The following is a 10,143-nucleotide window of genomic DNA, read 5'->3' as shown; positions in this document are numbered from 1 at the left end:
CCAAATAGGCACGGATTTATCAGAGTTTATTTTAGGTTAGGGTGCATGTGCGTCTCTCACACCTTAACTGCGCGTTATACCGCAATCAATCATCTAACCTTTTCATGGCTTTACGGTAAACATCGCTACGTTCTCGTTTTCCGACTGCTAAGACGGTTACAATGATGACATCGTCTTCAACTTTGTAGACGAGACGGTAGCCCGATTGACGCAACTTAATTTTATACATGTTGTCAGCTCCAGAAAGTTTTGAAGCTGGAACATGTGGGTTATCTAAGCGCTCGATTAGCTTTTTCTTAAATTGTTGTTGCAGAGTAGAGCCAAGCTTTTTCCACTCTTTGAGTGCGCTCTTTTTAAAGTCGAGTTTATAGGTCATCAATATTTACCGAAATGCTCTCTTCAGATTCACGCTCTTTAGCGATAGCTAGTAGTTCAAGATCTTCGAGTCTGTCCATCATCATTTCGTACGCTTCGGCAGGTACGCAATAAAATGCTGGCTCATTTCGGTTTAATACTGCAACAGGTTCGCCATAAGCACTAGTTGCAACTTTCATAGGGTTAGCTTTCAATTCGGTAATGCTTGCAGCAACATCGGCTAAAATTCTAGTGGTCATATAATCGGTCTCTTAAGTGGTCTTTATGTTGGTCATTTTAGCCTCAACAAAGCGGTATAACAAGTTGCTTAAGAGTGATTCGCAACGCGTGGCATTTTTACTATGCGTCGGTTTATGTGTTTAAGGTATTATGCGGAGGCTAAGGTATTGCGTTGCTCACACCTTAGCAAGGCGTTATACAAATACAGGGATGAAAATGGAAATTACAGTTAAGAAAATATCGAAAAGGTCTCTTTTCAAAATGCTTTTTATCGGCTTTAGCTTAAGCTTCTTTGTTTTCTTTTTAATGTGTGGCATCGCATCCATATTTGGTGCGGAGACTGTAAAGTGGGAAGAAACACCAGTAACGGGTGTATCAGGTCTGTTACTAGCATTAGCAATGTGGCCAATATTTAGTTTTTTCCTAGCGTTGTTTATGTGGTGCTTTGTAGCATTTGGTTTGTGGATTTACTCTTTAGCTAAACCTCTTAACCTAGTCTTTAAAGAGACCGCAGAATCCAATTAACCATTTGTATAACAAACTGTTCAAGAGGGATTCGCAACGCGTGGCACTTTCACTATGCGTTGGTTTAAGTGATTAAGGTGGTGTGCGGTGGCTTCGGTATTGCGTTACTCACCCCTTAACAGGGCGTTATGCGTATCAGAGGATAAAATAAATTGTTCAAACATATAGCTGTACTACTTTCGATAATTCTTATGACATTCGGTACTTACCTATCTAAGTTCGGAGTTCCTGATGATGCTTCATCTTGGGCAAATTTGGGGTCATTTTCTGCTGGTACAGCTGCTGTTTTAATAGCCCTTTATGGTGTCATATATACGATTTGGCAGCATAGGAGTGGCAAGACTAAATATACAATCGAAGCTCATGTGCGATTGATGAGAACCTATAAATCTGCTCATAGCGGTGGTTACACAAACAGGGGTATGAGTTTTTAAAATGGCTGTGGCCTAATGCTGTTTCACAGCTAACCAGAGATGGAAAGGCAACAGTTGATGACATTTTAAAGAACTCAAACTTAAATGAGATGGCTCAATGGAAGCGCAGTCTTCTTAAAGTTGCACGCAAATTAATAGCACAGTTTGTGAATGAAATGAGTAGAGAAGAACTCAAGTTAGCATGGTTATATTGCTTAATAGATGAGCTTCCAAAAGAATACAAAAATGCAATAGCACCCAAATGGACTGAAGTCCCTTTGTCAGATAGTGAAAGAAGTCTTTTTGACGCGGTAAAAAACGCATAACAAAGCGTTTAAGACGGATTCACAACGCTTGGCAGTTTTGGTTTGAATCGGCTTTAGTGTTTACGGCACAATAGTTTAGGTTGGGTGGTTGCGTTGTTCACCACTTAACGCAGCGTTATGTACCTAAGGGGTAACTGGAATTATGAGTGATTTTGTTCGTAAGGTTGGTGAAAACTGGAGTCAGATTGGTGCTGGCGCTAGTATAAAACGTCAATCAGCTGGTGCGACGAATCATGTTTTTCGTATCCAATCCTCAGAGACTTATTATCTTAGAAAATATAGTGTTCGCAATGTTGCTAAGATCAAGTTAGAACATGAGCTGCTGAGAAAGTTATCGCAAAATTTGAATACTATAATTGCCCCTGTTTTGACGCGCGATCACCACTCCTTTTGTAAAATAGGTGATGAGTTTTATGCTCTATTTCCTGAAGCAAAAGGAACGTTAATCGAAAAAAGTGCTCTGTCTGAGTTTCATGCTTTTCAGTTGGGAAAAGCCCTTGCTGACCTGCATGTTCAACTCGCTTCCGAGGTTGGAAACGACTTTCCAACAATTGAGCTTTCTTGGGATAAAAGTGCTTGGGTCGATAGACTACAAAAAATAGTCGCTGCTATTGAAACAAATAGTGAATTTGATATGAATAACTCGGTGCTACGAAGAGTAAAACAACAGCGTGATTATCTAGCTAGCTCAGAAGCTACGCACTCATATACCCCGTTAACAAGCAGGCAATTAATCCACGGCGACTTTCATCATTTCAATGTCTTTTTTGATTCTAATTGCACAGTAAGCGATGTGATCGACTGGGATTTAGTGCAAAACATGCCTCCTGGTTATGAGTTGGCGAGAGCATGCATGTATATGTTCGATTTGGAGCTTCATAGGTCATTAGCTTTATTAAAAGGCTATCTGTCTGTCAAGCCTCTATCCCGATTAGAGCTTAACGATGGAGCAAAGGCGTGGGCTGTTTACGCCGACCACCATGTGTGGGCTTTGGAGGAAGTATTTTTAAAAAATAATACAGCGGCACAGAAGTTCATACCTCAAAGGGACTTTATCCCTTTTATGGAGCAGTGGTTCCAAATTGAAAGTGCCTTGTTTTGAGGCGGTACATAACAATCTGTTTAAGAGTGATTCGCAACGCGTGGCATTTTTACTATGCGTTGATTTTAGTGATTAGGGTGGTGTGCGATGGCTTCGGTAATGCGTTGCTCACCACTTAACAGAGCGTTATGTGTCAATGGGTTTCTAAACAGAGTGAGAAAGATAAAAATGCAGTTTATTTGGGAAGTCTCGGACGTAGAAATAGATACCTTGTTACCTCAGTGGAAATGGTTGCTTAATCCTACAGGGAAACCTTTGTATCTAACCATCATGGGTGACTGGCTATTTGGTGAAGTGGATGGCTCAATTTCATTGTTATCGGTTTTAGATGGTACCTATGAAACAATTGCTTCGGACTTTCATGAGTACAATAAAATGAATAAATCACAAGATTGGTGTGATAATGTCTTTTTAACTAGTTGGTATGACTTGGCGCTCGAACACGGGCTACAACCAAAACAAGACGAATGCTTAGGTTGGAATCTGCATCCAGTTATTGGTGGTGAGTTTTGTATGGAAAATTTGCAAGTATTTACTATGAAAGTATATCAATCACTAATGTCTCAGTTGCATTTTCAACTTCAGCACGCAAACACATAACAAACTGTTTAAGAGTGATTCGCAACACGTGGCATTTTTACTATGCGTTGAATTTAGTGGTTAAGGTGGTATGCGGCGGCTTCGGTATTGCGTTGCTCACCCCTTAGCAGGGCGTTATGTAGCCGCGAGAGGACGGTAAGTTAAAAGGATTTATATATGTTAAATATTCGGCAAGCTCGCATTGAAGATATCAGTGTTATCAAGAAACTACAGTTTCAGCTTAATGAGTATCATCAAGCAAATTTACCTGATGACTTTTTGTCACCGGAAGAAATTGAACAAAAAATAGACCTACACAAGATAATCAAAAGTGAAAGCTCGATTTTTCTGGTAGCCGAAAGCAAAGGGCAGTTAGTAGGTTTTGTTTTTGGTGAGCTATGGGTTCGTAAGTCTTGGACGCTCAAAGAGCGAAAGATCGCAAACGTTGAACAGATTGTTGTGGATTCATGCTTTAGGAGTCAAGGTGTTGGAGTGGCGCTAATAGAGGCATTTGAGGAAAGGGCTATTTCTAACGGCGGAGAAGAGCTGTGGTTAGAAGTATATTCTTTCAATGAATCAGCTCTAGCTTTGTATCGCAAAGCTGGTATTGAGCCCAAGATCCAAATTGGACAGAAAGCACTAACCTGAAAGTCGGCTACATAACAAATTGTTCAAGAGTGATTCGGCACGCGTGGCATTTTTACTATGCGTTAGTTCTAGTGGTTAAGGTGGTATGCGGAAGCTTAGGTATTGCGTGCCTCACACCTTAACAAGGCGTTAATTCCCCAGAGGAAGCAATCAATCCGTAGGGAATTTTTGTTTCTGGTGGAGTACACGCATAACTCGGATGATATCTCCCTCGACCCAGTAAGAGATAATCATCGAAATCTCAGGAATAATGAGTAATCGTCCGCGGATACCATCTCGTTGTACGCCCATTAAAGGTTGTTCAAGCAAGTTTTCTACTTTTGCTTCAATGAGGTTGTCAGTTTTTTCTGCCGCATCAGGGTTGAAGTCATAGAGAAACTCGAAGATCTTTTCACGATCATTAAGTGACTCTTCTTCCCATAAAATCATTGCTTACCTCGATTACGGATTCTGGCTTTGCGCTCTTCCATTCGAGATTTAGCATTTTGGTGCTCAACGAAAACGGACTTTCCTGAGTCAAACTTCTCAAATGCTAGATTTACTTGTTCAGTTAGCCATGCATCGTGAGACAATGTTTTTCTTTGTTGTTCAGCAAGTTGCTCAGTAAGTTCACGGCATGCGTCACTCAGAGTGCGACCTTGGCTCTCAGCCATTTGTTGAGCTAGGCGTTTTGTTTCTTCATCAACACGAAATTGAATTCTAGTGTCCATGATTTATTCCTTTGTTGGTGTGTGTACAAATGTTAGCACTAGGCTTTGAGATGGGCAACTAACAAACAATTTAAGAGTGATTCGGCACGCGTGGCATTTTTACTATGCGTTGGTTTAAGTGAATAAGGTGGTATGCGGGGGCATCGTATTGCGTGCCTCACACCTTAATTGGGCGTTATGTGCTTATGAGGAAAATTGACATGGAAGTGATAGAGGCCAACCCTGATTTGGCCCCAATATTAGCGAGTTATGCGAAAGAATGCCTAGAATCGGGTATTCCAAAATATTCGGGTGTGGAGCAAGATCCGACAGCTTATTTGTCAGGTTTGGTCGAACGTTCAAAGGCAATCTCTGAGTTACCAAAGGGATATTTACCTAGCACAACTTACTACTGTGTATCGAACTCCGAAATTTTAGGTGCAGTCCGAGTTCGCAAAGGTACTAATGCCAACGTAGAAAATGTCATTGGTCATATTGGCTACGAAACTAGACCGTCAGCTCGTGGTAAGGGTGTAGCCTCATTTCTGCTTTCTTGGGTGCGAGACCATGTTGTCACTGATTCAGTTATTGTTACTTGCTCAATTGACAATCCCGCATCTCAAAAGGTCATCGAAAACTGTGGTGGTGAATACCTCGGTAACTACACAGATGAGATTGAGGGTACGGTAAGGCGCTACCGTTTAGCACGCACATAACAAAGCATTCAAGAGTGATTCGCAACGCTTGGCAGTTTCGCTTCGCTCAAGTATAGCCAAGCGCCGCTCACACCTTAATGCGGCGTTATGTGCTTTGGGAGAAAATGGAAATGGATATTCCCGACAGATTCAAAAATGTAAGATACGTTTCATCCCGCATTCCGGGTTGCAAAGATGATTCAGACTTAACGCTTGGAGCTAACTGTCAGGTCTTTGCTTATAACCTGCTCAGAGACTTCGGTCTAAATCCACCTAACTACCGTTCTAGTGAATGGTGGGATGAGTGAGGTGGTCACTGAGTTTAAGCCGCTAGATATCATGATGTACAACGACTCTACTGACTCATACGGAGCACACGTTGGGGTGTATGTCGGTAATGGACTCGTCTACCCCCTTTCTTTATCCAATGGCGTACCCATGTTTGAGCGCCATTTAGACTTACTTCAACAAAGTAAGTATCAGTTTTTATTGGCGCTAAGCGTATAAAACAGTTTGGTGCATAACGTAAGTACGCACATAACAAACTGTTCAAGAGGGATTCGCAACGCGTGTCATTTTCACCATGCGTTGATTTTAGTGATTAAGGCGGCTTGCGGCGGCTTTTGTATTGCGTTGCTCACCCCTTAGCTGGGCGTCAGCCTTATTACGGGGAATTGGAGCCCTCAGCAGAGGACTCCCGATATAAATCACTGTTTAAAAACGTGGTCTAAAACTGCAATATGATACGCATTTACTTGTCCCCAACGTTCATCAGGAACTTTATTGATCTTACCTCCAATTTTTTGGGTGTAAGCTCTAGCTTCCAAACCTTTAGCTTTTGCTAAGGTCAGAATGATTGGGATATTTTTAGAGTTACAATAAGCGATAACTGTGTAGTAATCCTTATCTCCAAATTTATGCTCTAATGCAGCATTTGCCGCTTTAAATGCATCGTCGGCTTTTTGATTGGCTTTTGTAACTTCGGCATTTGTTCTAGAAATGTGAGCTTGTGTATTTAACTGAGCCTTTTCTAAGTTGTTAATTCGTTGGTCATGTTGAACTAGCAAATTAGCTTGGTTTAATAGTTGCTCCGCCGATGATAGTACTCTCTGTGCTTCGAAATATGCATCTGCCAATTGTTCTTGGACTTGCCATGAAAAATCATCGGTAAATGCTTTTACCAACATTGAGTACCCACGTTGTGTAATTAAAATAATTCCAGATGGCGGAATAGGGTGTGGGTAAGAAGCTGCAAATGCTTGGTCCGTAGGCATTGCTATGAAGTAGTGTTTGTTCTTAAGCAACTTCGATTGGTTTGCAGTAAAAATGTTGTAAGTAGTGTTTTGAGAAACTCTATGTTATTTGTCAATGTTCCACAAGGTTAGGACACGCTCGGAGTTAAACTCAACGACAGGGATCGTAACCAAAAGGTCATTAATACTCAAAGGTCAAATATGGATATTTACCCAGAAATCGAATTATCTAAAGCGCAGCATAATGCAATTGAAGCGCTTAGAAACCAGTCGTTTCCTGAACACCAAGTTACTCGCTCTTACTATAAGCAACTCCCGCATATGAGAGTTCTGAATTACGAAGGTGATCAGTTAGTTGGTTACATGGGATTAGACTACAGAGTTGTTCGCGTTGGTGATGAAATTTATAAAGTATTAGGTGTGAGTGACTTTTGTGTCGAGAGCAAAGTTCAAAGACAAGGTATTGGCACAACAATGTTGTCTCAACTCAGCGAGTATGCGTCCACTAAAGATGTCGACTTCATCATTTTAGTCTCCGATTTGGAGCGTTTTTATGTGGCTAATGGTTATCAGCGCCTTAACTCTCTAAGTTCTTGGTTGCGCGTTCATGAACATAAAAATTACGGTGTTGCTGTAGAGCAACTAGATGATTTATATGTTAAACCTATCAGCGGCAAAACTTGGGCTGTTGGCCATATAGATTGGTTAGGGTATATGTACTAGTCTGTAGTGGGCTAATAAGTTGTTCAAAAAGAAATACTACACATAGCATTTCCAATTAGCGTTTCTTATACCTTACGGGAGCGCTTTCCCACAAGGAGCAATATGTGATTGTAGTAGCAAGGTTTTCTTTTCCTCATGAAGCTCATATTGCGAGAGCAAGCCTAGATAGTGTCGGAATAGAAAGTTACATCGCTGACGAGCACACGGTAAATACTCAGTGGCTTTATTCAAATGCAATAGGCGGCGTCCGTCTGATGGTGGCCGAAAGTGATGCAGAAGATGCGAAACAAATACTTAGTAGCGATTTCTCAGAATCATTGGGAAATGAAGTTGACGTTGATGAAGAAAAAGACGTTTGCCCTAAATGTGGTAGTAAAGATCTATTTGCATTTACAAAAGGTAAACGCCCAGCTTTCTTAGTTTTTATTTTACTGGGTTTTCCACTGTTTTTTTACAAGCATGGTTATAAGTGTAAGCAGTGTGGGGAGTTTAGTGAAAAACTTTAAATCTTCAGATAACAAGGCATTAAAGAGACAACTTGTACTCGTAGTATTTTTACGATGAGTTAGGTCTAGTGCCTATACAAGAAGTCAGAGTTACTGCTTGCTTACAAGCAAAGCATTATACGATAGTGAAGGAATAACATTGAATGAGTGAAATTAAAACAATAGAGCAGTTAAAAGAAATTTACGCAGAGCCAAGTGCGAGAGCTAAAAATAAAGCTCTGCCTGTGCTGGATGTTCATGCGATTACATTAATTAATAACTGCCATTTTGCAGTTCTAAGTACCGCTGATTCACAAGGGCATATCGATCTTTCTCCTAAAGGAGGGGAGCCTGGCTTCGTAAAAGTTTTAGATGAATCAACATTGTTGCTCCCTGATAGCTCGGGGAACAATCGTATCGATAGTCTAAAAAATATCATTAGTAACCCCAAGGTAGGGTTGTTATTGATGGTAAATGGTATTGATGAAGTGCTCCGTATTAAAGGAATCGCAAGTATTCACACCGACGCCAACTTGATATCTGCTTGCCCCGATGGAAGTAAAGATCCTAAGGTTGTTATCAAAATAGTCATAGAGAGTATGTACTTTCATTGTGCGAAAGCGGTGATGAGAGGGAAACTTTGGTCTGATGACTATAAAGTAAATCGCTCAATTCTCCCTTCATTAGCTCAAATCTTTAAAGATCAACAAAAGTTAGAAAGTAAAGCGCTTAATCAAGAAGAAATGTTGAAATATTACCAATCTAGCCTTTAGAACAAGCGTGGTAATATATTGAAAAGATAGAAAAATCAGATTCGACCGTACTATGCGGAAGTATGGATTAGGTTTAGTGGGGATGTTACTGTCTCAATAATGTTAGTTCACCAATAAGCAATTGTTAGTCCAAATTTTAGAATGAAAAATGCAGAAAAATTTACTCTAGAAAATTACGTTTTGGCTAGTCCGGGAGTTAGGTGTGTTGGACAAATGATTGATCTTTTTGTCAGTTTTAGCATTTTTACTCTCGTTTTATGGGTCGGCTTAGAAATCGGTATTGAAAAAGAGCTTGTGCGCGCTACAGCAGTAACTGCGACTGTATCGTATTACCTTTTTTCTGATTGTTTACCAAATGGTCAAAGTGTGGGTAAAAAACTTTTGGGCATTGCAGTTATAAGTGCAAGAACGGGTAAAAAGTGCAATATTTTTCAGTCGCTCTTTCGAAATGTTATTACTCCATTCTTCGGTTTTATTGACTCAATTTTCATTCTTGGTAAAAAGAGGCAACGTCTCGGTGATAAGTTAGTGAGAACGGTGGTGGTAGTGCACTAGTTTGTGATAGCGCTGAGGACTAGGGTTCAAGTCGGGCTTTGTTTTCGTGGTGGAACAGCCTCGCTTAGGAGGTAGCGTTACTCACATACTTAATGTAGCGTTGTAAGAAAATTGGTATTGGAGTCCAAGTTTTATGTCAGAAAAAGAGAAAATGTTAGCAGGTGAGCTTTATGACCCAAGTGATGAAGAGTTATTAAAGTTAAGGTTGAGCGCTAGGTTACTAACTGAAAAATTGAATGCCACGTCCGTTGAGCATAAACAAAAGCGAGTTCAAATAACTAAGCGCTTGTTCGGCACAACAGGGGACGATATTCATGTTGAATCTTCTTTCAATTGCGACTACGGATCCAACATTCACGTTGGAGATAATTTTTACGCTAATTTTGGTTGTGTGATTTTGGATGTTGCGGAAGTTAAGTTTGGTGATAACTGTTTACTTGGGCCTCAAGTTGGCATTTATACTGCGACTCATCCCTTAGATCCTATCGAGAGGAACAGTGGTTTAGAGCTAGCAAAGCCCATAAACATTGGTGACAATTGTTGGATAGGTGGCCATGCCGTAATCAACCCTGGCGTAACACTTGGGAACAACGTGGTGGTAGCCTCTGGCGCAGTCGTTACAAAGAGTTTTAGAGACAATGTCGTTGTTGGTGGCAACCCAGCCAGAGTACTGAAGGAAATCGTCACTAAGTGATAATAAAGTATATGGACTATTTTGAGCCTGAGTTTAGGACTTGTGATCAACTCACCCCAAGCTTTGATGCGTTCAACGGTTACTTGTTG

The 10,143-nt window shown here is 40.7% G+C and carries 17 protein-coding genes; 12 read left to right on the top strand and 5 right to left on the bottom strand.

Annotated elements, in window-relative coordinates:
• Nucleotides 1-85: 85 nt before the first annotated feature.
• Nucleotides 86-376 (bottom strand): type II toxin-antitoxin system RelE family toxin, encoded by a 291-nt coding sequence (locus tag R7P72_RS17820; RefSeq protein WP_005377002.1) that lies wholly within the window; start codon nucleotides 374-376, stop codon nucleotides 86-88.
• The gene (locus R7P72_RS17815; protein WP_005377003.1) at nucleotides 366-614 is read right to left on the bottom strand and encodes a type II toxin-antitoxin system Phd/YefM family antitoxin; all 249 of its coding nucleotides are present in this window, start codon (nucleotides 612-614) and stop codon (nucleotides 366-368) included. Before R7P72_RS17815 ends, R7P72_RS17820 begins: the two co-directional genes overlap by 11 nt.
• A 190-nt stretch (nucleotides 615-804) precedes the next feature.
• Between R7P72_RS17815 and R7P72_RS17810 the strand changes: the two genes are divergently transcribed.
• From R7P72_RS17810 to R7P72_RS17790, 5 genes are all read left to right on the top strand, one after another.
• On the top strand, nucleotides 805-1,119 hold the full coding sequence (locus R7P72_RS17810) for a hypothetical protein (protein ID WP_171343458.1): 315 nt from the start codon (nucleotides 805-807) through the stop codon (nucleotides 1,117-1,119).
• A gap of 523 nt (nucleotides 1,120-1,642) precedes the next feature.
• Complete coding sequence (locus R7P72_RS17805; protein ID WP_258476664.1) at nucleotides 1,643-1,858, top strand: hypothetical protein; 216 nt, start codon at nucleotides 1,643-1,645, stop codon at nucleotides 1,856-1,858.
• Between the two features lie 142 nt (nucleotides 1,859-2,000).
• Nucleotides 2,001-2,960, top strand: coding sequence for a phosphotransferase (locus R7P72_RS17800; RefSeq protein ID WP_042524270.1), 960 nt, complete (start codon nucleotides 2,001-2,003; stop codon nucleotides 2,958-2,960).
• Between the two features lie 168 nt (nucleotides 2,961-3,128).
• Complete coding sequence (locus R7P72_RS17795) at nucleotides 3,129-3,560, top strand: T6SS immunity protein Tdi1 domain-containing protein (RefSeq protein ID WP_005377056.1); 432 nt, start codon at nucleotides 3,129-3,131, stop codon at nucleotides 3,558-3,560.
• A 156-nt stretch (nucleotides 3,561-3,716) separates the two neighbouring features.
• On the top strand, nucleotides 3,717-4,187 hold the full coding sequence (locus R7P72_RS17790; protein ID WP_005377057.1) for a GNAT family N-acetyltransferase: 471 nt from the start codon (nucleotides 3,717-3,719) through the stop codon (nucleotides 4,185-4,187).
• Between the two features lie 150 nt (nucleotides 4,188-4,337).
• On the opposite strand, the gene R7P72_RS17785 is transcribed toward R7P72_RS17790, so the two are convergent.
• Together R7P72_RS17785 and R7P72_RS17780 are read right to left on the bottom strand one after the other, a co-directional pair.
• On the bottom strand, nucleotides 4,338-4,616 hold the full coding sequence (locus R7P72_RS17785; protein WP_005377065.1) for a type II toxin-antitoxin system mRNA interferase toxin, RelE/StbE family: 279 nt from the start codon (nucleotides 4,614-4,616) through the stop codon (nucleotides 4,338-4,340).
• Nucleotides 4,613-4,897, bottom strand: a complete 285-nt coding sequence (locus R7P72_RS17780; RefSeq protein WP_005487956.1) for a type II toxin-antitoxin system RelB/DinJ family antitoxin — start codon at nucleotides 4,895-4,897, stop codon at nucleotides 4,613-4,615. The genes R7P72_RS17785 and R7P72_RS17780 overlap by 4 nt, the downstream gene beginning before the upstream one ends.
• A gap of 200 nt (nucleotides 4,898-5,097) precedes the next feature.
• Here R7P72_RS17780 and R7P72_RS17775 point away from each other — a divergent pair, with 200 nt between their 5' ends.
• Nucleotides 5,098-5,592 (top strand): GNAT family N-acetyltransferase, encoded by a 495-nt coding sequence (locus tag R7P72_RS17775; protein WP_005377068.1) that lies wholly within the window; start codon nucleotides 5,098-5,100, stop codon nucleotides 5,590-5,592.
• 279 nt (nucleotides 5,593-5,871) lie between these two features.
• Nucleotides 5,872-6,078, top strand: coding sequence for a hypothetical protein (locus tag R7P72_RS17770; RefSeq protein ID WP_005377069.1), 207 nt, complete (start codon nucleotides 5,872-5,874; stop codon nucleotides 6,076-6,078).
• Between the two features lie 200 nt (nucleotides 6,079-6,278).
• Here R7P72_RS17770 and R7P72_RS17765 read toward each other — a convergent pair whose 3' ends face one another.
• Nucleotides 6,279-6,758, bottom strand: a complete 480-nt coding sequence (locus R7P72_RS17765; RefSeq protein ID WP_021033918.1) for a hypothetical protein — start codon at nucleotides 6,756-6,758, stop codon at nucleotides 6,279-6,281.
• Between the two features lie 267 nt (nucleotides 6,759-7,025).
• Between R7P72_RS17765 and R7P72_RS17760 the strand changes: the two genes are divergently transcribed.
• From R7P72_RS17760 to R7P72_RS17740, 5 genes are all read left to right on the top strand, one after another.
• The gene (locus R7P72_RS17760) at nucleotides 7,026-7,547 is read left to right on the top strand and encodes a GNAT family N-acetyltransferase (protein WP_005377075.1); all 522 of its coding nucleotides are present in this window, start codon (nucleotides 7,026-7,028) and stop codon (nucleotides 7,545-7,547) included.
• Nucleotides 7,548-7,651: 104 nt separating this feature from the next.
• Nucleotides 7,652-8,053 (top strand): DUF2007 domain-containing protein, encoded by a 402-nt coding sequence (locus R7P72_RS17755; RefSeq protein WP_005377076.1) that lies wholly within the window; start codon nucleotides 7,652-7,654, stop codon nucleotides 8,051-8,053.
• A 143-nt stretch (nucleotides 8,054-8,196) separates the two neighbouring features.
• Entirely contained in the window at nucleotides 8,197-8,805 is a 609-nt protein-coding gene (locus tag R7P72_RS17750; RefSeq protein WP_005377078.1) for a pyridoxamine 5'-phosphate oxidase family protein, read from the top strand.
• Nucleotides 8,806-8,946: 141 nt separating this feature from the next.
• Complete coding sequence (locus tag R7P72_RS17745) at nucleotides 8,947-9,360, top strand: RDD family protein (protein ID WP_031778951.1); 414 nt, start codon at nucleotides 8,947-8,949, stop codon at nucleotides 9,358-9,360.
• Between the two features lie 133 nt (nucleotides 9,361-9,493).
• Nucleotides 9,494-10,054, top strand: a complete 561-nt coding sequence (locus tag R7P72_RS17740) for a sugar O-acetyltransferase (protein ID WP_005377080.1) — start codon at nucleotides 9,494-9,496, stop codon at nucleotides 10,052-10,054.
• Nucleotides 10,055-10,143 lie beyond the last annotated feature (89 nt).

The organism is Vibrio sp. Vb0888 (assembly GCF_033338835.1).
In the GTDB taxonomy this organism is placed as follows: Bacteria; Pseudomonadota; Gammaproteobacteria; order Enterobacterales; family Vibrionaceae; genus Vibrio; species Vibrio alginolyticus.
The sequence above is the reverse complement of the archived record's forward strand: the minus strand, read 5'-3'. Positions and strand labels throughout refer to the sequence as shown.

Bases quoted from the DNA above. Each gene is read 5' to 3' on its own strand.
- R7P72_RS17820 (WP_005377002.1), bottom strand. From the start codon at position 376: ATGACCTATAAACTCGACTTTAAAAAGAGCGCACTCAAAGAGTGGAAA.
- R7P72_RS17815 (WP_005377003.1), bottom strand. From the start codon at position 614: ATGACCACTAGAATTTTAGCCGATGTTGCTGCAAGCATTACCGAATTG.
- R7P72_RS17810 (WP_171343458.1), top strand. From the start codon at position 805: ATGAAAATGGAAATTACAGTTAAGAAAATATCGAAAAGGTCTCTTTTC.
- R7P72_RS17805 (WP_258476664.1), top strand. From the start codon at position 1,643: ATGGCTCAATGGAAGCGCAGTCTTCTTAAAGTTGCACGCAAATTAATA.
- R7P72_RS17800 (WP_042524270.1), top strand. From the start codon at position 2,001: ATGAGTGATTTTGTTCGTAAGGTTGGTGAAAACTGGAGTCAGATTGGT.
- R7P72_RS17795 (WP_005377056.1), top strand. From the start codon at position 3,129: ATGCAGTTTATTTGGGAAGTCTCGGACGTAGAAATAGATACCTTGTTA.
- R7P72_RS17790 (WP_005377057.1), top strand. From the start codon at position 3,717: ATGTTAAATATTCGGCAAGCTCGCATTGAAGATATCAGTGTTATCAAG.
- R7P72_RS17785 (WP_005377065.1), bottom strand. From the start codon at position 4,616: ATGATTTTATGGGAAGAAGAGTCACTTAATGATCGTGAAAAGATCTTC.
- R7P72_RS17780 (WP_005487956.1), bottom strand. From the start codon at position 4,897: ATGGACACTAGAATTCAATTTCGTGTTGATGAAGAAACAAAACGCCTA.
- R7P72_RS17775 (WP_005377068.1), top strand. From the start codon at position 5,098: ATGGAAGTGATAGAGGCCAACCCTGATTTGGCCCCAATATTAGCGAGT.
- R7P72_RS17770 (WP_005377069.1), top strand. From the start codon at position 5,872: ATGAGTGAGGTGGTCACTGAGTTTAAGCCGCTAGATATCATGATGTAC.
- R7P72_RS17765 (WP_021033918.1), bottom strand. From the start codon at position 6,758: ATGTTGGTAAAAGCATTTACCGATGATTTTTCATGGCAAGTCCAAGAA.
- R7P72_RS17760 (WP_005377075.1), top strand. From the start codon at position 7,026: ATGGATATTTACCCAGAAATCGAATTATCTAAAGCGCAGCATAATGCA.
- R7P72_RS17750 (WP_005377078.1), top strand. From the start codon at position 8,197: ATGAGTGAAATTAAAACAATAGAGCAGTTAAAAGAAATTTACGCAGAG.
- R7P72_RS17745 (WP_031778951.1), top strand. From the start codon at position 8,947: ATGAAAAATGCAGAAAAATTTACTCTAGAAAATTACGTTTTGGCTAGT.
- R7P72_RS17740 (WP_005377080.1), top strand. From the start codon at position 9,494: ATGTCAGAAAAAGAGAAAATGTTAGCAGGTGAGCTTTATGACCCAAGT.